This window comes from Rhodococcus sp. ZPP, assembly GCF_017656075.1.
In the GTDB taxonomy this organism is placed as follows: Bacteria; Actinomycetota; Actinomycetes; order Mycobacteriales; family Mycobacteriaceae; genus Rhodococcus_F; species Rhodococcus_F oxybenzonivorans.
On sequence record NZ_CP058638.1, the window covers coordinates 503765 to 528160 of the forward strand.

Sequence of the window (24396 nt, forward strand, 5' to 3'; positions counted from 1 at the left end):
GCGCGGTCAAGCACCCCAATCGGACACGAGGGCGCTGACTGCCGGGTGAGTGGAGGTGACGCGGCCGAACTCGGGGTACTTCCATGCTGACACAGCCACGTGCCGGAGCAGCGTCACCGAATCGGCAGTGCCGATCGATCTGCCTTTCGGTTCGATCACCAGATCAGTGCCGTCGAAGTCGACGGAGAAGCGACGGTCCTCGCCGACCCTCGATTCGTCAGCAGGCCGGTTGAGGGCACCCAATTCGGAAGCGACGAAGGTCGGGCGTTGTTCCTCGGTGGCCCTTAGGACGTCGATGGCAGTACTGACCCCGGTGAGCACCAACAGGGATTCGAGACCCACGGCGTTGGCGCCCTCGATGTCGGTGTCGAGTCTGTCGCCCACAACCAGAGGGCGCAAACTCCCACTGCGGCGTATCGCGTCTTCCATCAAAGGCGCTGCCGGTTTACCGGCGACCAGAGGTTCGGAGGACGTTGCGGTGCGCAGAGCGGCCACCATAGATCCGTTGCCCAGCACCAGCCCACGCTCGGTAGGGAGCGTGGAATCGACGTTGGCCGCTACCCAGAGAGCTCCCGACCGGATGGCGAGTGTCGCCTCCGCAAGAATCGCCCAGTCGGTTGTCGGAGAATGGCCCTGCACCACCGCGACGGGCGAATCCGCGAACAACCGCACCGGGCGCAAGCGGACCCGCGCCACTTCATCCGCCAGGGCTTCCGTCCCGACTACCAGCACTGCAGCACCGGGTTCGATCTTCTCAGCGAGGAGTCGAGCTGCGGATTGCGAACTCGTGACCACCCTCGACTCCGAGGCGTCGAAACCGAGCTCGGTCAGGTGTGCGGCGACCTCACTTGGGCTACGGCTCGCATTGTTCGTCACATAATAGAGGGCTTGCGTTCCCGACGCCAGCGCGGCCCGGGCACCGGGAATAGCCAGCGGACCCTGGTACAGGGTGCCGTCCAGATCGAGTAGCAGAGCGTCATATCCGTCACGCAGCGACGACGCCCCACCGGGCTCCACCGTCACTGATCGTCTCCGGTCAGCTCGGCCACACGCTCCTCTGCGTCGGTATCACCTTCGAGGTCCGCCGCAGCCGAATTGAGGAACCACTTCAGTCCGTCCTCGATACGGCCGGCGGCCACCAGGGCGTCGGCATACGCATAGAAGAGACGCGCAGCTCCCGGACCGGTACGGGAAGCGTCGAGGTCCGGCGTCTGCAACGTGACCACGGCCTGATCGAACTGCCCGAGGTCCATGCGCGCACCTGCAACTACGATGCGCAGCTCGGCGGCGTCATCACCAGACAGAGCCGCTGCTTCCTCGCTCCGACCCAGTTCGATCGCCCGTTCGGGTCGGCCCAGCCCGCGTTCGCAGTCCGCCATCACGGCGAGGAGTCCGGGACCGCCAGCCATCCGACGTGCGGCCCGCAACTCGGACAGCGCTTCTGCCCATTCACCAGCGTGGTACGCGGTGATCCCCGCAGCCTCACGAACGACGGCGATACGTCCGGCCCGCTGCCGCGCCGCACGCGCATGCGCCAGGGCCAGTCGGGGATCGTCGTCAACCAACTTGCCCGCCATCACGAGATGCCGCGCAACGGTATTCGCGTTCGTCTTGTCCAAGCTCAGCAGGTCACGCCGGACAGTCGGATCAAGTTCACCGGCCTCGACATTCTCGGGCAGGTCGGGTTCGTCGGGACGGGCATCCTGCCGCTGCGGGCGGTCACCATCACGACCCCTCGGAGTGAATCCCCCCTCGCCCCCACGGCGCTGCCCACCTCGCCGGTCATTGCCGGCACCGCCACGAGAATCTCGCGGGCCGCCGAACGATCCACCACGACCACCCGACGGGCCACCTCTATTCGAACCCGAGGCACCGCCTCGGTCCGAACCTGAAGCACCGCCTCGTCCAGAACTAGAGGCACCGCCTCGTCCAGAATTAGAGGCACCGCCTCGTCCAGAATTAGAGGCACCGCCTCCGCGGAAGGATCGACGTCCGTCGTCGCTCTCCGACACAGTCATTCCTTTCACACAAACCACGAAAGGGGACCCAGTATATTGGGTCCCCTTTCGGTAACGGATGTTCGGCGGTGTCCTACTCTCCCACACCCTGTCGAGTGCAGTACCATCGGCGCTGGAGGGCTTAGCTTCCGGGTTCGGAATGGGGCCGGGCGTTTCCCCTCCGCTATGGCCGCCGTAACTCTATGAAACTGTCACACACCCATCTTCCCTTTTTCCGGTTCCCCGCCGTGGCCACGCACCCGGGTGGGGTGCGGAACTGTCCAGGGGGTTCCGTGAAAGGAAAAAAGGGGGGTATCTGTGTGTTGTTTCAGATACTGCACAGTGGACGCGTAGCTTCTTTGTGGTAAGTCCTCGGCCTATTAGTACCAGTCACCTACACCCATTACTGGGCTTCCAGTTCTGGCCTATCAACCCGGTGGTCTGCCGGGGGCCTTACCCCCTCGAGGGGGTGAGAAACCTCATCTTGGAACAGGCTTCCCGCTTAGATGCTTTCAGCGGTTATCCCTTCCGAACGTAGCTAACCAGCGGTGCTCCTGGTGGAACAACTGGCACACCAGAGGTTCGTCCGTCCCGGTCCTCTCGTACTAGGGACAGCCTTCCTCAAGTTTCTAACGCGCGCGGCGGATAGAGACCGAACTGTCTCACGACGTTCTAAACCCAGCTCGCGTGCCGCTTTAATGGGCGAACAGCCCAACCCTTGGGACCTACTCCAGCCCCAGGATGCGACGAGCCGACATCGAGGTGCCAAACCATCCCGTCGATATGGACTCTTGGGGAAGATCAGCCTGTTATCCCCGGGGTACCTTTTATCCGTTGAGCGACACCGCTTCCACTTGCCGGTGCCGGATCACTAGTCCCGACTTTCGTCCCTGCTCGACTTGTCAGTCTCACAGTCAAGCTCCCTTGTGCACTTGCACTCGACACCTGATTGCCAACCAGGCTGAGGGAACCTTTGGGCGCCTCCGTTACATTTTGGGAGGCAACCGCCCCAGTTAAACTACCCACCAGGCACTGTCCCTGAACCAGATCATGGTCCGAGGTTAGAGGTCCAATACGATCAGAGTGGTATTTCAACAACGACTCCACACTCACTGGCGTGAGCGCTTCACAGTCTCCCACCTATCCTACACAAACCGAACCGAACACCAATACCAAGCTGTAGTGAAGGTCCCGGGGTCTTTTCGTCCTGCCGCGCGTAACGAGCATCTTTACTCGTAATGCAATTTCGCCGAGTCTATGGTTGAGACAGCTGAGAAGTCGTTACGCCATTCGTGCAGGTCGGAACTTACCCGACAAGGAATTTCGCTACCTTAGGATGGTTATAGTTACCACCGCCGTTTACTGGGGCTTAAATTCTCAGCTTCGCCACCGAAATGGCTAACCGGTCCTCTTAACCTTCCAGCACCGGGCAGGCGTCAGTCCGTATACATCGTCTTACGACTTCGCACGGACCTGTGTTTTTAGTAAACAGTCGCTTCTCACTGGTCTCTGCGGCCCCACCCAGCTCACACTGCAAGAGTGATCACCAGACGAGGCCCCCCTTCTCCCGAAGTTACGGGGCATTTTGCCGAGTTCCTTAACCATAGTTATCTCGATCGCCTTAGTATTCTCTACCTGACCACCTGTGTCGGTTTGGGGTACGGGCCGTGTGAAAGCTCGCTAGAGGCTTTTCTCGGCAGCATAGGATCACTGAATTCGCCTCATTCGGCTATGCGTCACCTCTCAGGATATGTGTGACCCGGATTTGCCTAGGTCACTCCCTACAGGCTTACACCAGTATTACCACTGACTGGCTCAGCTACCTTCCTGCGTCACCCCATCGCTTGGCTACTACCAGATCAGGTCCCACGCATCCGCCACCTACGAACCCGAAGGTTCACACGCGGTTTCAGGGTGGTTAGTATCACTGATTCACCAGGGGCGCGTTCACACGGGTACGGGAATATCAACCCGTTGTCCATCGGCTACGCCTGTCGGCCTCGTCTTAGGTCCCGACTCACCCTGGGCGGATTAACCTGGCCCAGGAACCCTTGGTCATTCGGCGGACGAGTTTCTCACTCGTCTTTCGCTACTCATGCCTGCATTCTCACTCGTGTGGCCTCCACGGCTGGGTCACCCCGCCGCTTCCATGGCCACACGACGCTCCTCTACCCATCCACACCACTGCCCACCCTCCCGCAGGAAAATGGGGGTGCATTGTGTGAATGCCGCAGCTTCGGTGGTGTACTTGAGCCCCGCTACATTGTCGGCGCAGGATCACTTGACCAGTGAGCTATTACGCACTCTTTCAAGGGTGGCTGCTTCTAAGCCAACCTCCTGGTTGTCTTCGCGACCCCACATCCTTTTCCACTTAGTACACGCTTAGGGACCTTAGCTGGCGATCTGGGCTGTTTCCCTCTCGACTACGAACCTTATCGCCCGCAGTCTCACTGCCGCGCTCTCACTCACCGGCATTCGGAGTTTGGCTGATTTCGGTAAGCTTGTGGGCCCCTAGACCATCCAGTAGCTCTACCTCCGATGAGAAACACGCGACGCTGCACCTAAATGCATTTCGGGGAGAACCAGCTATCACGGAGTTTGATTGGCCTTTCACCCCTACCCACAACTCATCCCCTCAGTTTTCAACCTAAGTGGGTTCGGTCCTCCACGACGTCTTACCGTCGCTTCAACCTGGCCATGGGTAGATCACTCCGCTTCGGGTCTAGAACATGCCACTATAAACGCCCTATTCGGACTCGCTTTCGCTACGGCTACCCCACACGGGTTAACCTCGCGACATGCCACTAACTCGCAGGCTCATTCTTCAAAAGGCACGCCATCACCCCCAGCGACAAGTCACTCGAAGGCTTTGACGGATTGTAAGCGCACGGTTTCAGGTACTATTTCACTCCCCTCCCGGGGTACTTTTCACCTTTCCCTCACGGTACTAGTCCGCTATCGGTCACCAGGGAGTATTCAGGCTTATCGGGTGGTCCCGACAGATTCACACCAGATTTCACGGGCCCGGTGCTACTTGGGTTTCCATCACGACAGTCACAATGTTTTCGTGTACGGGATTCTCACCCTCTACGACAGGCCGTTCCAGACCACTTCCACTAACACCATGATTTCTTACTGTCGGCCAACACGGCAGCATTGACAAGATGAACCCCACAACCCCACGAATGCAACGCCTGCCGGCTATCACACATCCATGGTTTAGCCTCTTCCGCTTTCGCTCGCCACTACTCACGGAATCACTATTGTTTTCTCTTCCTGTGGGTACTGAGATGTTTCACTTCCCACGTTCCCTCCACACACCCTATATATTCAGATGCGGGTAACACGACATCACTCGTGCTGGGTTTCCCCATTCGGACATCCTCGGATCTCAGCTCGGTTGACAGCTCCCCGAGGCTTATCGCAGCCTCCTACGTCCTTCATCGGCTCCTGGTGCCAAGGCATCCACCGTACGCTCTTCATTACTTACAACAAAGATGCTCGCGTCCACTGTGCAGTTCTCAAACAACACACCCGCCTCGAACTCCCGCCAGCACCATGCCCACCACCAAAAGTGATGCGGTCTGCCTGACATCCGAACCGGATCGTCACTTTCCTGAAAGAAAAACACTCACGTGTTCCCTCAGGACCCAACAGTATGTCGATATAATTCGCCCTCCCACCAGCACACAGGCCGGCAGTTGAGAACCAATACTTGTCAGCGATCCACCCATGAGCAACCACCGGATAACATACGCATCCGAAATGGCCTCTGCCAGACCATCATCCACTGACTGTTCAGCGGTACATGACTGGAGATGCTCCTTAGAAAGGAGGTAGATCCAGCCGCACCTTCCGGTACGGCTACCTTGTTACGACTTCGTCCCAATCGCCGATCCCACCTTCGACGGCTCCCTCCCACAAGGGGTTAGGCCACCGGCTTCGGGTGTTACCGACTTTCATGACGTGACGGGCGGTGTGTACAAGGCCCGGGAACGTATTCACCGCAGCGTTGCTGATCTGCGATTACTAGCGACTCCGACTTCACGGGGTCGAGTTGCAGACCCCGATCCGAACTGAGACCAGCTTTAAGGGATTCGCTCCACCTCACGGTCTCGCAGCCCTCTGTACTGGCCATTGTAGCATGTGTGAAGCCCTGGACATAAGGGGCATGATGACTTGACGTCGTCCCCACCTTCCTCCGAGTTGACCCCGGCAGTCTCTTACGAGTCCCCACCATTACGTGCTGGCAACATAAGACAAGGGTTGCGCTCGTTGCGGGACTTAACCCAACATCTCACGACACGAGCTGACGACAGCCATGCACCACCTGTATACCGACCACAAGGGGGGCCGTATCTCTACGGCTTTCCGGTATATGTCAAACCCAGGTAAGGTTCTTCGCGTTGCATCGAATTAATCCACATGCTCCGCCGCTTGTGCGGGCCCCCGTCAATTCCTTTGAGTTTTAGCCTTGCGGCCGTACTCCCCAGGCGGGGCGCTTAATGCGTTAGCTACGGCACAGATTCCGTGGAAGGAACCCACACCTAGCGCCCACCGTTTACGGCGTGGACTACCAGGGTATCTAATCCTGTTCGCTACCCACGCTTTCGTTCCTCAGCGTCAGTTACTGCCCAGAGACCCGCCTTCGCCACCGGTGTTCCTCCTGATATCTGCGCATTTCACCGCTACACCAGGAATTCCAGTCTCCCCTGCAGTACTCAAGTCTGCCCGTATCGCCTGCAAGCTCACAGTTGAGCTGTGAGTTTTCACAAACGACGCGACAAACCGCCTACGAACTCTTTACGCCCAGTAATTCCGGACAACGCTTGCACCCTACGTATTACCGCGGCTGCTGGCACGTAGTTAGCCGGTGCTTCTTCTGCAGGTACCGTCACTTCCGCTTCGTCCCTGCTGAAAGAGGTTTACAACCCGAAGGCCTTCATCCCTCACGCGGCGTCGCTGCATCAGGCTTTCGCCCATTGTGCAATATTCCCCACTGCTGCCTCCCGTAGGAGTCTGGGCCGTGTCTCAGTCCCAGTGTGGCCGGTCACCCTCTCAGGTCGGCTACCCGTCGTCGCCTTGGTAGGCCATTACCCCACCAACAAGCTGATAGGCCGCGGGCCCATCCTGCACCAGTAAACCTTTCCACCCCCAGCCATGCAGCCGAAGGTCGTATCCGGTATTAGACCCAGTTTCCCGGGCTTATCCCGAAGTGCAGGGCAGATCACCCACGTGTTACTCACCCGTTCGCCGCTCGTGTACCCCGAAGGGCCTTACCGCTCGACTTGCATGTGTTAAGCACGCCGCCAGCGTTCGTCCTGAGCCAGGATCAAACTCTCCGTTGAAGACTCTAGAAAGAGGCGAACCCCAATCAGTCATAGACATCGAGTCAAATCACTAGCGATCAAAAACTCAAACTAGCTCAATCAAACACTGACCCCCCTCCGACGGAAGAAGGAGAAGAGCCAGCAAATACCCACACCACTCACAACCAAACCAAAAGGCCCAGTTGATCATCCGTGATGCGGAGTACCAAAACAATTTGGCACTGACATTCATCGACACACTGTTGAGTTCTCAAAGAACACGCACACACCATCACACCCGAAGACAATATCTCCGACCGATCCGGGGCAACCGCTCCAGCCTAACTCCTGTCACCTCCCGATGCAAACGGGAACTTCCAGGACATCTCGAACACACCAATCACGATCAGCGTCTTCGGGAAGTTCAGGCGCCTTCGTCCAACCTCGTGTCCCCCGCCTTCCGGCCGGAGTCGGTGTCCGTGTCGCTCTGACTTGAAATAAGTTACGCGACGGATAACGGAGCGTCAAATCCCCAGTTCGGAGAAGTCCAGCGCGTTAAATCCGCAGGTGGAACGCGCACAGCGTCAGCCACCTGCGGATCACGTCCCGAACTTACAACCGTGTGATGCCGGGCACCCTAGCGCGCCGCCACCTGGATGCCGGCGAAGTGCCGTTTACCGCGCCGAACCACGAGCCAGGTTCCATGGAGAAGATCGTCGCCCGAGGGGGTCCACTCCTCGCTGCTGATCTTGCGGTTGTTCACCGACGCACCGCCTTCCTTCACCGCACGGCGGGCAGCGCCCTTGCTCTCGCACAGCCCGCTGAGCACAAGCAGATCCACGATGCTGGCAGGTGCCCCGGGCGCCAACTCTGCGACCGCCGCTTCGCGGAGCGCCGCAGCCAGCGTCGGTTCGTCGAGATCTCGCAATTCACCCCTGCCGAACAGTGCCTTGCTAGCCAGCTCCACGGCGCGGGTGTTCGCTTCTCCGTGGACCAGAGTTGTCATTTCCGCTGCCAGCCTCCGCTGAGCCTCGCGAGCATGCGGACGTTCAACTGTCGCCGACTCGAGCTCCGCAAGCTCCTCCGGCGAAAGGAAGGTGAACCATCGCAGGTATTTCACGACATCGGCGTCGCTCGTGTTCACGAAGTACTGGTACCAGGCGTAGGGGCTCGTCATCTCGGGGTCGAGCCACAGGCTGCCACCACCCGTCGACTTGCCGAACTTCTTACCGTCGGCGGAAGTCACCAACGGAACGGTGAGTCCGTGCACCGTCGCAGCGTCGATACGGCGGTTCAGGTCGACACCGGCGATGATGTTGCCCCACTGATCCGACCCGCCCACCTGCAATGTGCACCCGTGGCTACGGCGCAGATGGAGGTAGTCGTTGGCCTGGAGCAGCATGTAGCTGAACTCCGTGTAGGACATGCCGTCGGATTCGAGCCTACGTTTCACCGTGTCCCGCGCCAGCATGACGTTGACCGAGAAATGCTTGCCGACATCTCGGAGGAAGTCGATCGCCGACAGCTTCCCGGTCCAATTCATGTTGTTCTCGACGACGGCGCCGCTGGGGGAATCGTCGAAGTCGACGAACCGTTCGAGTTGGCCGCGGATCCGATCGGCCCACGCGGCCACCGTGTCGGAGGAGTTCATTGTCCGTTCACCGACATCACGCGGGTCACCGATGAGTCCCGTCGCGCCACCTGCCAGGACCACTGGCCGGTGCCCTGCGCGCTGGAACCGTTTGAGCGCGAGCAGAGGTACCAGGTGCCCGGCGTGCAGACTGGGTCCAGTCGGGTCGAACCCCGCATACAGCGTGACCGGTCCGGCGTCGAGATCACGACGCAATGCGTCCAGATCGGTTGATTGAGCGATCAGCCCGCGCCAGGTCAGTTCATCGATGATGTTCTCAGTCACGTGATCGATCATCCCATCCGCTCGTCGACGGGCATCGCACGCGGGCTTCTCCGATAGGCCGACACGGCAGCGGACTCGGGAATCCAGAAACGCCACGGCCGGTCAGCGGCCGCGCTGACCCCCACCCGGGGACCACTCACCCATCCTTCCGACTCGGTGATCTCGAGCCGAATCGGTGAATCGGCTGCGAACAGCGGCGCACCGTTGTCGGCGAGGGTGACGCCGGTGGCCGACCCCAAGTTTCCGGGACCCCGCGCGAAATCAGCCGGCCGGGTGACCCGCGATCGTCGTGCGCGGACAGTTTCCGCACCGTCGAGGATTTCACCTGCGCGCAGAAGCACTCCGCCGGCCGTCCCGACCGGCCCGTACGACACATTCATGCAGAAGTGCATTCCGTAGCTGCGGTACACGTACAGGTGTCCGGCCGGACCGAACATCACCGCGTTCCGCGGCGTCTTCCCCCGATACGAGTGCGATGCCGGGTCCGGCCATGGTCCCTCTGCTTCTCCGCCGTACGCCTCGACCTCGACGATGCGAAGGCGTACGTCCGCGACGATCAAGGTGGACCCCAGCACGATTCTTGCGGCTTCGGTGGGGTGGGCCTCGGCAAGTCGATCGACAGTCACCCTCCGATTGTGCCCAACCGTTGACGCACAGCTCTCGTGGACGCATAATTCATCAGGCAGTGAATTCACCCAGTGATGAATTGAGGCACGCCATGAACGGCAGCCCTGCGATCGACATCCGGGATCTCCGCGTACGGCGAGGAAAGAACGAGGTGTTGCACGGCGTCGACGTGCAAGTACCGGGCGGGTCCATCACCGGACTTCTCGGTCCTTCCGGGTGCGGCAAAACGACACTGATGCGGTGCGTGGTCGGTACTCAAATCGTGGAGTCCGGTTCCGTCACCGTCCTGGGATCGCCCGCTGGTTCGGTCTCGCTACGGAGCCGTGTGGGGTACGTCACCCAAACACCTAGCGTGTACACCGACCTCACCGTCAAGAAGAACGTCGCGTACTACGCCGCGCTCTACGGCCGGCCGGCAGGTGCGGTCACCGACGCGATCGACGCTGTCGGACTCACCCGGTTCGCCGGCCAGAAAGCAGCGGACCTCTCCGGGGGCCAACTCGGACGAGCTTCACTCGCCTGCGCACTGGTCGCGGACCCGGAGATCCTCGTACTCGACGAGCCCACCGTCGGCCTCGATCCGTTGCTTCGTGTCGAACTGTGGGAGCGGTTCGAGGCCCTCGCTGCCGGAGGAACGACCCTCCTGGTGTCCAGCCATGTGATGGACGAGGCCGAACACTGTGATTCGCTGCTCCTGATGCGCGACGGGCACGTACTCGCGCAGGAATCTCCCACCGGCCTGCGCCGCCAGACCGGTGAGTCGAGCCTCGAAGATGCCTTCTTGACCTTGATCCGCACGTCACAGGTGGGAAGTGAAAACTGATGAACGCCAGAATCTTCCTCGCAACGGCAGGTCGAATACTCGCGCAGTTGCGGGCCGACCATCGCACGGTCGCCATGATCCTCGGGGTACCGAGCCTGCTGATGGTGCTGCTGTATTTCCTGTACCAGAACGTCCCGGCGGCCCCCGGCCAGCAATCGCTTTTCGAGCGTGTCGCGATCACGATGCTCGGCATCCTTCCCTTCGTGGTGATGTTCCTCGTCACGTCGATTGCGATGCAACGCGAACGCACGTCGGGAACCCTGGAACGCCTCCTCACGACACCACTGGGCAAACTGGACCTTCTCGGCGGCTACGCGGCGGCCTTTTCCACAGCAGCCGCCGCACAAGCCGCACTGGCCTGCGCCGTCGCATTCGGCTTCCTGGGTCTCGACACCGAAGGCAGCGTGAGCTGGGTTCTGCTGATCGCGGTACTGAACGCGATTCTCGGTGTTGCGCTCGGCCTCCTGTGCAGCGCCTTCGCCCGCACCGAGTTCCAGGCCGTGCAGTTCATGCCCGTCATCGTGGTTCCCCAACTGTTCCTGTGCGGGCTGCTCGTCCCCCGCGATCAGCTACCCACCTGGCTCGAATGGATCAGCAACGTCCTGCCACTGAGCTACGCCGTCGAGGCGCTCCAACAGGTCGCGACCCATCCGGGAACCACCGGGATCATGTGGCGCGATCTCACCGTGGTCGCCGCCTTCGCACTACTCGCGCTGTCGCTCGGAGCCGCCACACTGAGGCGTCGCACACCATGACGGCACCACGCGCACGAACGCGTTCGGGCCGCAGACCCGGAAATCAGGACACTCGATCTCGGATACTGACAGTCGCACGAAAGCTGTTCGCGCAGAATGGGTTCGACAAAACGAGTGTACGCGCAGTCGCCCTGAGTGCAGGCGTCGATGCGGCGCTCGTGCATCACTACTTCGGGACCAAACGCCAGCTGTTCCTGGACTCCGTCGACATTCCCGTCGACCCCACCCAGGTGATTGCACCGGTCCTCGACATCCCGACCGACGAGGTCGGGCGCCATCTCGCGGAAGCTGTCTTCTCGGTCTGGGAGTCACCGCACCGACCGGCAGTTGTCGCGGCGTTCCGTTCCGCGATGGCGGGAAATGAACCGACCTTGATCCGAACGTTCCTCGTGGAAGTGGTATTTCGTGACCTCGGCCCGAGAGTCGACGAGCCACCCGGAACCGGGATCCTGCGTATGCAGCTGGTGGCGTCGCAGATGGTAGGGATTCTGGTGACCCGGTACATCCTCGAGTTCGAACCCCTCGCTTCTCTACCGATCGAGGACCTGGTCGACGTGATAGCGCCGACGCTCCAGCGCTATCTCACCGGACCCGTGCCGGGCTGATTCAACGCGCCGCGATCACGACTGCGCAGACGCCCGGGCGACCAGCTGCTCGTGCTCCTCGGCGTCCACGTCCCGCGCCTCGTCGATGAGGAGAACCGGGATCCCGTTCTCGATGGGATAGGCGCGCCGAAGTCGAGGGTTGTAGAGCAACTCGTCTCCGACCAGCAGCAGCGGGCCCTTGTCCTGCGGGCACGCCAGAATGCTGAGCAGTGTCGGATCAATAACCACGGATGTCCTCTCCAACCGTTCGGGTGAGCAGCCTCAGGTTACCGCGCACCAGCGGGCATGCCGGCCGAGCCGTCGTGGAACTGCGCTGCTACCGCTTTCGTCAACCGTTTGTACTCCTGTGAGTTCGAGTCGAGATACCAGACGCGGGTGCCCGGCTTCGGCAGACCCGCCGCACTCAGACCGTCGGCATTGGGGCGGAACGACGAGCCCAGCGGGATGGCGTCGACCACATGGACGATGTCGGGACGCCACCCGAACGGGAGTGCTTCGATGGCCTCCGCCACATCGGCCAGCCGTGGCGGGCGTCCGTCGCGGAGGGTGAAGGCCGCAACCGCCAACGTGCTGCCGCCGACCTCGATACCGTAGGCCACGGCCAGGTCTATCCTGTCGACGGCCGCCAGGGCGTCCACGATCGGTTGCGTGAACACAGGTCCTCGGGCGGTGGCGATGACGGTCTTCTTGTGATCGACCAGCCAGAAGTCACCGTCTGCATCGCGGCGGAAGAGATTTTCCGTCGCGATCCACGCGTCGCCGGCGGCGAAGATGCCCCGCAGGGCCACACCGGACATTTCACCGTGCACGCCCGCCCTGCCGAGGAGTAGACCGACCTCGTTGTCCGCACATTCGCGGACGAAGCCCCGATCGTCTTCGAGTAGACGTCCGGAGATCGGGTCGTATGCGGCCAGCCGCACGTCGGCGCTGCCCGGCAACGGCCTGCCTTTGCACCCGATCTTGGCGCCTGCGACGTTCGCGAGAACGACATCACCTTCGGTCGACGCGTAGAACTCCAGCACCTTCGCGGGCGCGAAACACTCGGTGGTGCGCCGCCACAACCCCTGTGGCATACCGGAACCGAGGAACAGGCGGATCGGGTAGTTACCGAGCAGATCGAGGCTTTCCGCATCGAGGATTTCACGCATCATCGTCCACGTGTAGCTGACGACGGTTACGCCGTAACGCTGGACCTCCTCGGTGAAGCGCTCGGCGTCGAGGCCCTTCGACAGGGCGATACGTGAGCCGCCCGCCACCGCTCCCCCCACTGCTGCGAGGAGACTGGATGAATGATGCAGAGGAGCAATGCAATACACCGTGTCGCCGCGGTCGAGATCGGCGGCCGAGGCGGTACCGAAGGCAGACAGCGCCCAGCGGTAGTTGGTGATCTGCTTGGTCTCCCAGTGCCCGTTGGATTCACTGCAGATGATGAACGCCGGCTCTCGTGCCAGCCCGGGGTCGGGCCGGTACCAGCCTGGCAGAGCGACGGACTCCGGGTCGATCTGCTCGAGATCGACGACGTTCGACCCGGGCTCGACATCGAGACTGCGGAGGTCTCCCCCACCGAGGACGAGAACCTGCATTCCGGTGGCGAGGGCGGCGTCGAGATTCTCAGGATCGGTGACGATGCGTTCGACGCCGTCGATCCGGATAGCGGTGTGGATTTCGCGGCCCGGAGGAAGGAGAACTGCCACGGCGCCGAGCCGGGACAGCGCCGCGATGACAGCCAGCGCGCTCGGCCGGGTTTCCATGACCACACCGACGTGTGCAGCAGGCCGCACGCCGGCGGATATCAATCCGCGAACGACATTGTCGATCCGCTGGTTCACCGCCTCGTAGGTATGTACCCGGTTGTCGAAGAGGAAGCACTCGCCGTTCGGCGCCTTCCGACGCTGCTCCGCCAGAAGCCGGCTGAGGGAGATCTGAGTGTGCGGTTGCATCTGGCCGAGACGCGCGAGCCGCGGAAGAGCGCGCGTGGCCTCACCGGACAGTTCCACCGTGCCGCGAACCGCTCCCGAGGCGAATCCTGTGATCCCCTTGCCGACCCCCACACCGACTTCCGCGACCGAGGCCACCGTGTGGATGATGCGATCGCTGATCGACACTCCGGTCTCGCTGCCGAAGTGTTCGTCGTACCGCATGAGATCCACAGTGGACGGTTTAGGCCCCATACCCTCGTTCCACCGCACCCATTCACCCGTGGTCGGCCATGTGTGCGCGGCCGCCGCTGAACCGACCACGAGCCCGAAATGCCCTACCCTCAAAGTAGATTCGTACACATTGGCACGCGGTGCGGCCCGGCGAATCCCGCGGACCGCGAGCGGCTGCCCGATGTCGTCGACTTCACCGACGAACGCCATGATCGGGCAGGTGAGCTCGGCGAGTGACACGACGCGGTCCTTGATGACGAAACCGCCGGTCATCATCCGGTTGTGGACGATGAACTGCTTGAGCAGCTCCGCCACTGCGGGACCCGACCAGGCAACCCATCCGTCGGTCGCGAGAAACCGGCGCTGTTGTTCCCGTGGGAGGAGCGCCTCCCGGTCGTGCAGTTGCCGAAGAAATTCGAGACGGGACTTGAGGGTCTTCACCGGGTCGAGGAGCTGGAAACCCGTGCGCGCCATCCACCCGGACACCGCGAGACGGTTGAACACATGGTCCGCGAGGAAAGCCGCTGCGTCGCTCGCAAATCCGGCGGGAATTCCGAACGGCAGACCGGCCAGAGTGTCCACGGGGCTGCCGAACGTAACCAGACTCGCAATGTTGCGACTGCGGCGGTAAGCAGCCGCCTGGTAGGCGAACATGCCACCCTGCGAATACCCCGAGAGATGGACGTCGCGGCCGGTGTGGGCACGGACCTTGTCGATGATCTCGCTGATCGCGACGATGTGATCGGCGAGATTTCTGTCCCATCCCCCCTCTTCGGTGTCCGGCGAGCCGAAGTCGACCACCCAGGGATCGATCCCCATTTCGTGCAGGATGCCCACGGCGCCCTGATCGCGGGTCACGTCGTAGACGTCAGCCGACATCATCATCGGCGGCACCAGCACGATGGGAGGGCCGACCTCCGCCGGGTCGGTGTCGGGAAAGTATCGCCGGAGTCGATACATAGGCCGCCGTTCGACCACCTCGAACGGCGAGGTGGTCAGGTCGGTCTCGAGTCCGCCGAGGCGGATTACCTCCAAACCGTTCTGCGCCGTCGCCACCACCCGACGGATCGGGCCCTTTACCGTTTCGGTAGAAAAACCCACGAATACTCTCCCACTCTCGAACCGCGACGAACGTCTCACTGCCGCCGCCCTCACCCTACTGCGCCCGACGCGTCACACTGCCCTATTGGAGGGTCGACGACGGAGGCCTCACCGGCACCATTCCCGCATGGACTCGGAGAGTCGGCGAACACCACCCAACTGCTCGGCTACCCGGATACCGGCGGTGCCACCGCGGGCGTTGCGCGACGCGATCGAGCCCTCGACCGTGAGCACCTCCCGAACGTCCGGCGTCAGGGAAGGATCGACTGCTGCCAGTTCCTCCTCGGTGAGATCCTCGAGGCCGACACCTCGTGCCTCGGCGACACGCACGCAGGCACCCGCCGCCTCATGGGCGACGCGGAACGGTACGCCCTGGCGAACCAGCCACTCGGCGATATCCGTGGCCAGCGTGAAACCGGCGGGCGCCAATTCCGCCATCCGGTCGGTGTGGAACTCGAGAGTCGAGATCAGCCCGGTGATCGCAGGCAGCAGCATTTCGAGTTGTGCCACCGAATCGAAAACCGGTTCCTTGTCTTCCTGCAGGTCCCTGTTGTAAGCGAGCGGCTGCGCCTTCAACGTGGCCAGCAGACCCGTCAGGTTGCCGATCAGCCGGCCCGACTTCCCGCGAGTCAGCTCGGACACGTCCGGATTCTTCTTCTGCGGCATGATCGACGAACCCGTCGACCAGGCATCGGCCAGCGTGATGTAGCCGAATTCCGGGGTGCTCCAGAGGATGACCTCCTCCGCCATCCGCGACAGATCCACGCCGATCATCGCGAGCACGAACGCGGCCTCGGCCGCAAAGTCCCGCGACGACGTCGCGTCGATCGAGTTCTCGGCTGAAGAGTCGAACGCGAGTTCCGCGGCGATCGCCTCGGGGTCGAGTCCGAGTGAGGACCCGGCGAGCGCCCCCGAACCGTACGGGGACACCGCGGCTCGCACGTCGAAGTCCCGCAGGCGCTGCACGTCTCGCAGCAAGGGGTGCGTGTGCGCCAGCAGATGATGTGCCAGCAGAACCGGCTGGGCGGCCTGCAGGTGCGTCTTGCCGGGCATCACCGCGGACGGATGCGCGGCCGCCTGCGTCGCGAGCGCATCCACGACGTCCAACACCCCGGCCGCGACCCGGCGGACCGCATCCCGCAACCACATGCGAAACAGCGTCGCCACTTGATCATTTCGTGAGCGTCCCGCCCGCAGGCGTCCCCCGACTTCCGGGCCGACGCGATCGATCAGGCCCCGTTCGAGGGCGCCGTGCACGTCCTCGTCGGATTCACTCGGACCGAATGTTCCGCTCGCCACATCGGCTGCCAGGCTGTCCAGCCCACCCAGCATGGTCGCGAGGTCCTCCGCGCTGAGCAGTCCCGCCTTGTGCAGGACCCGGGCGTGCGCCTGCGACGCACGCACGTCATAGGGTGCGAGAACCCAATCGAAGTGGGTCGACTTGCTCAGGGCCGCCATGGCGGCGGCGGGTCCGGACTCGAACCGACCGCCCCACAACGCACCTTCGTTGGTGCCGTGCGCCGTCATGCCTACAGGCCCAGATCGCGCTTCGCGGCGACCTTCGAGGACAGACCGTGGATCTGCACGAACCCCTTGGCGAACGACTGGTCGAAGGTATCGCCCTCGTCGTAGGTGGCCAGGTTGAAGTCGTAGAGCGACTGGTTGCTCCGGCGGCCGTTGACGATGATCGCGCCGCCGTGCAGAACCAGGCGGATGTCACCCGAAACGCGCTCCTGGGTCTTCGCGATGAAAGTGTCCAGTGCCACCTTCAGCGGCGAGAACCACAGGCCGTCGTACACCAGCTCGCTCCAGCGCTGCTCCGTCTGCCGCTTGTAGCGGCCGAGTTCGCGTTCCTGCGTGACGTGCTCGAGTTCCTGGTGCGCATTGATCAGCACCATGGCGCCCGGAGCCTCGTAGATTTCGCGGCTCTTGATGCCCACCAGCCGGTCTTCCACGACGTCGAGGCGACCGACCCCCTGAGCGCCGGCGCGACGGTTCAGTTCCTGAATTGCTTCGAGGACCGACACCGGCTTGCCGTCGATCGCGACGGGGCGGCCTTCCTCGAAGCTGATGATCAGTTCGTCCGGGGCCTGCCAGTTGACGGTCGGGTCCTGGGTGTAGTCGTAGACGTCCTTGGTCGGTGCATTCCACAGATCCTCGAGGAAGCCGGTCTCGACCGCGCGGCCCCACACGTTCTGATCGATCGAGAACGGTGACTTCTTCGAGACATTGATCGGGATCTCGTTCTCCTCGGCGAACGCGATGGCCTTCTCACGGGTCCATGCATAGTCGCGAACGGGAGCGATCACGTCGAGGTCCGGGGCCAGCGAACCGAACCCGACCTCGAAGCGGACCTGGTCGTTGCCCTTGCCGGTGCAGCCGTGCGCGACGGTGGTGCCGCCGTAGGCGCGGGCCGCGTCGACGAGATGCTTGACGATCAACGGGCGGCTGATCGCCGACACCAACGGGTAACGATCCATGTACAGGGCGTTGGCCTGGATGGTCGGGAGGCAGTACTCGTCGGCGAACTCGTCCCGTGCATCCACCACGACCGACTCGACCGCGCCGCAGTCGAGCGCACGCTGGCGCACGACCTCCATGTCCTCGCCGCCCTGGCCGAGATCGATGGCGACAGCAACAACTTCCTTGCCCGTCTCCTTGCCGATCCAGCTGATGGCGACTGAGGTGTCCAGCCCGCCCGAGTAGGCGAGTACGACGCGATCGGCCATGGTCCTTGTGCTCCTTAGGTTGAAGATCTGTAGAGATGATTCAGTTGTCAGGCGAGGGATTCGATCTTCGCCGCGAGTTCCGCCCCGGTCAGCGGCTCACGGGCCACCACGAGAAGGGTGTCGTCGCCGGCTACGGTTCCCACGACGTCAGGTAATGATGCCCGATCGAGTGCACTCGCCAGATAGTGCGCAGCCCCGGGAGGCGTTCGCAGCACCGCCAGGTTGCCACTCGAGTCCGTGGACACCAGCAACTCCCCCAGCAATCGCGCCAATCTGTCCGTTCCGCCCGAGACTCCGCGCACCGGGTTCCCGTCCTCGGGTACCACGTACACGCCGGCACCACCGTCGGCCGCGCGCAGCTTGACGGCCCCCAGTTCTTCGAGGTCACGGGAGAGCGTGGCCTGGGTGGCGTCGATCCCTTCTGCGGCCAGCAGGGACGCGAGCTCGGTCTGGCTGCGGACCGGGTTGGTCGAAAGGATCGCCACGATCCGGGCCTGACGCCCTGCCCGCGTCGGCGCGGTCGCCGCGTTGGTGGCACCCACTCGATGTGGCGGAACCGGACTCACGGACGATCCCCGGATCGTTGTGCGAGAAGCCACACCAGAAGCGCCTTCTGCGCGTGAAGCCGGTTCTCGGCCTCGTCCCACACCACGCTCTGCGGTCCGTCGAGCACAGCGTCGGTGATCTCCTCACCGCGGTGGGCGGGAAGGCAGTGCAGAACCACGGCTTCGGAATCGGCTCGCGCGAGCAGTGCCTCGTCGACCTGGAAAGGACGGAACGGTCCGACTCTGTCGAGCCCGTCGTTCTCCTGTCCCATCGACGTCCACGTGTCGGTCACGAGTGCGTCCGCTCCCGCGACCGCCGAGTGCGCATCGCTCGCCAACGTGATCGTGGCACCGGTCTCGGCCGCGCGTGCCCGCGCCACCTCGACCACCCACGGCAGCGGCGCGAATCCGTCCGGGCTCGCGATCGTGACGTCGACGCCCGCGGTGACTCCGCCGAGCATGAGGGAATGGGCCATGTTGTTGGCGCCGTCCCCGAGGTAGGTCAGTTTCAGGCCCTTCAACGATCCCTTCCGCTCGGCCAGTGTCTGAAGGTCGGCCAGGACCTGACACGGATGGAACTCGTCGGACAAGGCGTTGACGATCGGAACGCTCGCCCCGGAGGCCATCGACTCGAGGCGCTTCTGCCCAAACGTCCGCCAGACGACTGCGTCGACGTACCTCGACAGCACCCGGCCGGTGTCCTGGAGTGTCTCCTCGCGGCCGAGCTGGGTGCTGCGTCCGTCGACCACCACGGCGTGGCCACCCAGTTGGGCGATGCCCATCTCGAACGAAAACCGGGTACGGGTGGAATTCTTTTCGAAGATGACGCCGACACCGCGCGGGCCTTCGAGCGGGCGCTCCGCGAAGGGATTCTTCTTGAGCCGGGCTGCGAGGTCGAGAACCTCGGCCTGCTGCGCAGGGGTCAGGTCGTCGTCCCGCAGGAAGTGTTTCACCACGATCGTCACTGCTTTCCCGGCTGAGCGGCCGATTGCGCGTTGTCGAGGATTGCGGGCAGTGCCGCAACGAAGCCTTCGGCCTGATCGTCGGTCAGCACCAGCGGTGGAGCCAACCGGATGACACCGGGCTGTGCAGCATTGAGCAGGTAACCGGCCTCGCGCGCCGCGTTCTCCACGGCGGGTGCGACGTCCTGGGTGAGGACGATGCCGAGCAGCAACCCGGCGCCGCGGACGTGGTCGACCAAGGGGTGTCCGAGCCCCTCGATACCCGCAGACAGCGACTTCCCGAGTGCGTCGGCGCGGGAGACGAGGTCTTCCTCGGCGATCGTGCGGAGCACGGCGAGCGCCGCGGACGCGCACACCGGGTTCCCGCCGAAGGTGGTGCCGTGTTTACCGGGCCCGAACAGATCTGCGGTCGCGCCCGTGGCAATACAGGCGCCGATCGGCATTCCCCCACCGAGTCCCTTTGCCAGCGTCATGACGTCGGGAACGATGCCGACGGACTGATGGGCATAGAACCAACCGGTCCGGCCGATCCCGGTCTGCACCTCGTCGAGCACCAGCAGCGCACCGCGGTCCGCGGTGATCTTCCGCGCACCGACCAGATACCCCTCCGGAGGAACGACGACGCCGCTCTCACCCATCATGGGTTCGAGGAAGACCGCCGCGGTGTCTTCGTCGACGGCGCGGTCCAGCGCATCGAGATCGCCGTACGGCACGTGCTCGACACCGGGCGGCATCGGTTCGAACGGGGCACGCTTGGCTGCCTGCCCGGTGAGCGCCAGCGCGCCCATCGTGCGGCCGTGGAAGGAGTTTTCCGCGGCGATGATCTTGGAGCGACCTGTCGCGCGGGCGAGCTTGAAAGCCGCCTCGTTGGCCTCGGTCCCCGAATTGCACAGGAAGACCCGGCCGGGTGCGCCCAGGTGCGAGAGCAATTCCTCCGCCAGGGCGATCGCGGGTTCGCTGGCATAGAGGTTGGACACATGTCCCAGCGTTGACAGCTGATGGGTGACCGCCTCGATGATCGCCGGATGCGCGTGTCCGAGGATGTTGACAGCGATGCCGGCGAGAAGGTCGACGTACTGCTTACCCTCCGCGTCCGTCAGCACGGCACCGCGGCCGCCCGTCAGCGCAACCCGGGGGACGCCGTACGTGTTCATCAGCGCGCCCGACCACCGCTGCTGAAGTTCCGGAGTTCCGGTCATGAGACAACTCCCTCGGTAGATGACGACGGTGTCGGGGTCACCATGGTTCCGATGCCCTCACCGGTGAAGAGTTCGAGCAGCACCGAATGCGGGATGCGCCCGTCGATCACGTGCGCGGTGGGCACGCCGCCGCGGACAGCCCGGAGGCAGGCCTCCATCTTCGGCACCATTCCGGCGTCGAGACTCGGCAGGAGCTGCGCCAGCGCCGCAGCGTCGATCTGCGTGGCCAGCGAATCCCGATCCGGCCAGTTGGTGTACAGCCCCTCGACATCGGTGAGGACGACCAGCTTCTCGGCACCGATCGCCTCGGCGAGCGCCGCTGCCGCCGTGTCGGCGTTGATATTGTGCACCACGCCGTCCGAATCGGGCGCGATAGTGGAGACCACCGGTATCCGGCCGGCATGGATCAGGTCGAGCACCGCGTCCGGACTGACCGTCGTGACGTCACCGACGAGGCCGATGTCGGTGGGATTCCCGTCGACCATCACGGTGCGCTTGGTCGCAGTGAACAGGTGGGCGTCCTCGCCGGAAATACCGACCGCGTAGGGCCCGTGCGCATTGATCAGGCCCACGAGTTCGCGGCCGACCTGGCCGAACAACACCATCCGCACCACGTCCATCACCTCGGGCGTGGTGACCCGGAATCCACCCTTGAATTCGCCGGTCATTCCGAGCTTGGCAAGCATGGCATTGATCTGGGGTCCGCCGCCGTGCACGACGACCGGGTGGATTCCCACCGTTCGGAGAAACGCCATGTCGGCCGCGAACGCCGTCTTCAGTGCGTCGTCGATCATGGCGTTGCCGCCGTACTTCACGACCACGACCTTGCCACGGAACTGCTGCAGCCACGGCAGGGCCTCGGCGAGCACGTGTGCTTTCTGGTGATCGGTGATTCCGACCAGTGTTTCGCTGCCCGGGGTCATGACGAGTACGCCGAGTTCTCTTCGACGTAGGCGTGTGAGAGGTCCGTGGTCCGGATTGTCACGGCATGCGCGCCGACACCCAAGTCGATGTCGAGGGCGATGTCGACACCGCTCAGGTCCACGTCACGGGCGCCTGGCGCACCGACCCCGTCGATACAGACCGGGGACCCGTTGAACGAGACCGCGATCTTGTCCGGGTCCAACTCTATCGGTGCGATACCGATGGCGGCGAGCACACGCCCCCAGTTGGGGTCGGAGCCGAAGATTGCTGTCTTGACGAGGCTGTCGCGGGCCACGGTTCGGGCACCGATCAGGGCGTCGTCCTCGCTCGCGGCTCCACGGACGGTGACGCGCACCCGCTTGGTGACTCCTTCCGCGTCGGCCATCATCTGGTCGGCGAGGTCGTCACACACCGCGGTGACCGCGGCATCGAGTTCCGCCTGGCTGGGGGCGACGTTGCTCGCACCGGACGCCAAGAGCAGCACAGTGTCGTTGGTCGACGTCGCACCGTCGACATCGAGGCGGTCGAAAGTCACGCGGGTGGCCGCACGCAGAGCCGCATCGAGTTGGGCGGCGGTGGCCACCGCATCGGTGGTGATGACGCAGAGCATGGTGGCCAGCGCGGGCGCGAGCATGCCGGCGCCCTTCGCCATCCCGCCGACATTCCACTTGTCAGCGTGGTGCAGGGCCGACTGTTTCGGAACTGTGTCCGTGGTCATGATGGCGTAGGCCGCGTCGGTGCCACCCGAGATGCCGCCGGCCAGTTCGTGCACCGCCTCGGTGACGCCGGGAAGAAGCTTGTCCATGGGTAGCCGGTCACCGATGAGACCCGTCGAGCACACCGCGACCTCGACCGCGCCGGTCTCGGTTCCCCAGTTACTGAGCGCGGACGCGACTTCCTCGGCCGTCCTGTGCGTGTCCTGAAATCCGCCGGCGCCCGTACATGCGTTGGCCCCACCGGAGTTGAGTACGACTGCGCGCAGCCGGCCCGTCGTCAGGACTTGTTGTGACCACAGCACCGGGGCAGCCTTCACCTTGTTGGTGGTGAACACCCCCGCAGCTGCGAGCTCGGGACCTTCGTTGAGCACGAGCGCGAGATCGGCGTTTCCGTTGGCCTTGATGCCCGCCTTGATCCCCGACGCCCGGAACCCGGCCGGACCGGACACCCCTTGGGTGCGGACGAGTTTGCCGCCCGCGATGTCGCGGGTGTAGGCGGTGTCGATTCTGTCGTTGCTCACGGTGCGACTCCCACTGTCGAAAGCCCGGCGGTCTCGGGTAACCCGAGCGCGAGATTCATCGATTGCACGGCCCCTCCGGCGGTGCCCTTGGTCAAATTGTCGATCACGGCGACGACGACGAGCTGACCGGCGTCCGCATCGACTGTGACAGCGATCTGAACGGCGTTGGACCCGGTGACCGCGCCCGTCTGTGGCAGCATTCCCGCCGGAAGCACGTGCACGAAAGGTTCGTCGGCGTAGGCCTTTTCGTAGATCGCCCGAATCTCGTCCTCGGATGCTGTGGTCACTGCGGTGCAGGTGGCGAGGATGCCGCGGGGCATCGGCGCCAGCACGGGGGTGAACGACACGGTGACCCGTTCACCTGCGAGTGCGGACAGGTTCTGAATGATCTCCGGAGTGTGCCGGTGTACGCCGCCGACGCCATAGGCGCGCACCGAGCCCATCACCTCGGAGCCGAGCAGATCCGCCTTGGGTGCGCGGCCCGCACCGGACGCCCCGGTGACCGCGACGATCGTGACACGTGGTTCCACGACACCGGCCGCGACGGCGGGGGCCAGCGCCAGGCTCGACACCGTCGGGAAGCAGCCGGGCACGGCGATCCGGGTCGCGCCCGTGAGCTTTTCGCGCGCACCGGGCAGCTCGGGAAGTCCGTAGGGCCAGCTGCCGGCATGTGGGCTCTTGTAGTACCGCTCCCAGTCGTCGGCGTCGGAGAGCCGGAAGTCGGCGCCGCAGTCGATGATCACGGTGGATTCGGGCAGGGCTTTCGCGTATTGCGCCGAATTGCCGTGGGGCAAACCGAGGAAGACGACATCGTGGCCGCCGAGAGTCTCGACCGTGGTGTCCTCGAGAATGCGGTCGGCGAGCGGGAGGAGATGCGGGTGATGTGAGCCGAGACTCGATCCGGCGCTACCACCGGCGGTGAGCGCGCCGATAAGGAGTGACCCGTCGGCGTAGGACGGGTGCCCCAGCAGCAGACGCAACACCTCGCCTCCGGCGTATCCGCTCGCGCCGGCGACGGCAATCCTGATCGGTTCTCGCGCGTGCTCAGTCATACGATTGATTATGCATCATCATGCAAGCTAATTCACGTCTGGGTGACCCCGAGCCGTGATCGGTCACTGCTTGCCGAGTGACCGCCTGATCTCATCCAGTTTGGCCTTGCCGGCTTTCTTCCGCGCTTCCCACTGTTCGTCCACCGATCGGCCGGACGGGCTTTCGTGCGCTAACTCCTCCGACCCGATCGCCGTACCGACCCGCTCCTCGATCCGATCCCGCACACGATCGAACGTCGGGACGCCCCCCGCGGTGTAGTCGGGCTCGGGCAACCGCGGAGTGGTGTCCGGGACGATCTCCGCGGTGACGGGGTCTTCCGTCGGGACCGCGCTTCCGACGTCGACGGCGGCGAGGAGTGCCCCGAGACCGGGGCGACCGGCAGCGACTGCCCGCACCACCGCGAGGAACTCGGCGTCGGTCAGCTCACTCGCCGCCGCTACGACGTCGCGCACTTCGGCCATCTGT

At 63.6% G+C, this 24396-nt stretch carries 18 protein-coding genes and 3 rRNA genes; 3 read left to right on the top strand and 18 right to left on the bottom strand.

The window, feature by feature from the left end:
• Window positions 1-6: 6 nt before the first annotated feature.
• The 7 genes from HYG77_RS02305 to HYG77_RS02335 form a co-directional block, all read right to left on the bottom strand.
• Window positions 7-1023, bottom strand: a complete 1017-nt coding sequence (locus HYG77_RS02305; RefSeq protein WP_208961756.1) for an HAD-IIA family hydrolase — start codon at window positions 1021-1023, stop codon at window positions 7-9.
• Window positions 1020-2018, bottom strand: coding sequence for a hypothetical protein (locus tag HYG77_RS02310; RefSeq protein ID WP_208961757.1), 999 nt, complete (start codon window positions 2016-2018; stop codon window positions 1020-1022). The genes HYG77_RS02305 and HYG77_RS02310 overlap by 4 nt, the downstream gene beginning before the upstream one ends.
• A gap of 60 nt (window positions 2019-2078) precedes the next feature.
• Window positions 2079-2195: ribosomal RNA gene (gene rrf, locus HYG77_RS02315) — 5S ribosomal RNA — on the bottom strand.
• Between the two features lie 162 nt (window positions 2196-2357).
• Window positions 2358-5489, bottom strand: a 23S ribosomal RNA gene (locus tag HYG77_RS02320).
• A gap of 337 nt (window positions 5490-5826) precedes the next feature.
• Window positions 5827-7345 (bottom strand): 16S ribosomal RNA (locus HYG77_RS02325).
• Together the 16S, 23S and 5S rRNA genes form the textbook arrangement of a ribosomal RNA operon.
• A gap of 598 nt (window positions 7346-7943) precedes the next feature.
• Complete coding sequence (gene tyrS, locus HYG77_RS02330) at window positions 7944-9221, bottom strand: tyrosine--tRNA ligase (RefSeq protein ID WP_244373427.1); 1278 nt, start codon at window positions 9219-9221, stop codon at window positions 7944-7946.
• An 8-nt stretch (window positions 9222-9229) separates the two neighbouring features.
• Entirely contained in the window at window positions 9230-9847 is a 618-nt protein-coding gene (locus tag HYG77_RS02335; protein WP_208961759.1) for a DNA-3-methyladenine glycosylase, read from the bottom strand.
• Window positions 9848-9939: 92 nt separating this feature from the next.
• Between HYG77_RS02335 and HYG77_RS02340 the strand changes: the two genes are divergently transcribed.
• From HYG77_RS02340 to HYG77_RS02350, 3 genes are read left to right on the top strand one after another with little or no spacing between them, the layout of a single operon-like run.
• Entirely contained in the window at window positions 9940-10671 is a 732-nt protein-coding gene (locus tag HYG77_RS02340) for an ABC transporter ATP-binding protein (protein WP_208961760.1), read from the top strand.
• A complete protein-coding gene (locus HYG77_RS02345) occupies window positions 10671-11426 on the top strand; it encodes an ABC transporter permease (protein ID WP_208961761.1) in 756 nt (251 codons plus the stop codon). Before HYG77_RS02340 ends, HYG77_RS02345 begins: the two co-directional genes overlap by 1 nt.
• On the top strand, window positions 11423-12031 hold the full coding sequence (locus tag HYG77_RS02350) for a TetR family transcriptional regulator (RefSeq protein WP_208961762.1): 609 nt from the start codon (window positions 11423-11425) through the stop codon (window positions 12029-12031). Before HYG77_RS02345 ends, HYG77_RS02350 begins: the two co-directional genes overlap by 4 nt.
• Window positions 12032-12046: 15 nt before the next feature.
• Here HYG77_RS02350 and HYG77_RS02355 read toward each other — a convergent pair whose 3' ends face one another.
• The 11 genes from HYG77_RS02355 to HYG77_RS02405 all read right to left on the bottom strand — a co-directional run bounded on the left by HYG77_RS02355 (window position 12047) and on the right by HYG77_RS02405 (window position 24392).
• On the bottom strand, window positions 12047-12259 hold the full coding sequence (locus HYG77_RS02355; protein ID WP_109329435.1) for a Trm112 family protein: 213 nt from the start codon (window positions 12257-12259) through the stop codon (window positions 12047-12049).
• A gap of 38 nt (window positions 12260-12297) precedes the next feature.
• Window positions 12298-15282 (bottom strand): acyl-CoA synthetase, encoded by a 2985-nt coding sequence (locus HYG77_RS02360; RefSeq protein WP_109329434.1) that lies wholly within the window; start codon window positions 15280-15282, stop codon window positions 12298-12300.
• A gap of 108 nt (window positions 15283-15390) precedes the next feature.
• Entirely contained in the window at window positions 15391-16809 is a 1419-nt protein-coding gene (gene argH / locus HYG77_RS02365) for an argininosuccinate lyase (RefSeq protein WP_109329433.1), read from the bottom strand.
• A gap of 2 nt (window positions 16810-16811) precedes the next feature.
• On the bottom strand, window positions 16812-18011 hold the full coding sequence (locus HYG77_RS02370; protein ID WP_109329432.1) for an argininosuccinate synthase: 1200 nt from the start codon (window positions 18009-18011) through the stop codon (window positions 16812-16814).
• 47 nt (window positions 18012-18058) lie between these two features.
• Window positions 18059-18577: an arginine repressor gene (locus HYG77_RS02375; RefSeq protein WP_230990167.1), complete on the bottom strand. Its 519-nt coding sequence runs from the start codon at window positions 18575-18577 to the stop codon at window positions 18059-18061.
• Window positions 18574-19521: an ornithine carbamoyltransferase gene (argF, locus tag HYG77_RS02380; RefSeq protein WP_109329431.1), complete on the bottom strand. Its 948-nt coding sequence runs from the start codon at window positions 19519-19521 to the stop codon at window positions 18574-18576. The genes HYG77_RS02375 and argF overlap by 4 nt, the downstream gene beginning before the upstream one ends.
• The gene (locus tag HYG77_RS02385; protein WP_109329430.1) at window positions 19518-20717 is read right to left on the bottom strand and encodes an acetylornithine transaminase; all 1200 of its coding nucleotides are present in this window, start codon (window positions 20715-20717) and stop codon (window positions 19518-19520) included. Before HYG77_RS02385 ends, argF begins: the two co-directional genes overlap by 4 nt.
• Entirely contained in the window at window positions 20714-21640 is a 927-nt protein-coding gene (gene argB / locus HYG77_RS02390) for an acetylglutamate kinase (protein ID WP_109329429.1), read from the bottom strand. The genes HYG77_RS02385 and argB overlap by 4 nt, the downstream gene beginning before the upstream one ends.
• On the bottom strand, window positions 21637-22878 hold the full coding sequence (gene argJ / locus HYG77_RS02395) for a bifunctional glutamate N-acetyltransferase/amino-acid acetyltransferase ArgJ (RefSeq protein WP_204164922.1): 1242 nt from the start codon (window positions 22876-22878) through the stop codon (window positions 21637-21639). Before argJ ends, argB begins: the two co-directional genes overlap by 4 nt.
• Window positions 22875-23930, bottom strand: a complete 1056-nt coding sequence (gene argC / locus HYG77_RS02400) for an N-acetyl-gamma-glutamyl-phosphate reductase (protein WP_109329428.1) — start codon at window positions 23928-23930, stop codon at window positions 22875-22877. The genes argJ and argC overlap by 4 nt, the downstream gene beginning before the upstream one ends.
• 63 nt (window positions 23931-23993) lie before the next feature.
• Window positions 23994-24392: a hypothetical protein gene (locus HYG77_RS02405; RefSeq protein WP_109329427.1), complete on the bottom strand. Its 399-nt coding sequence runs from the start codon at window positions 24390-24392 to the stop codon at window positions 23994-23996.
• Between the last annotated feature and the right edge of the window lie 4 nt (window positions 24393-24396).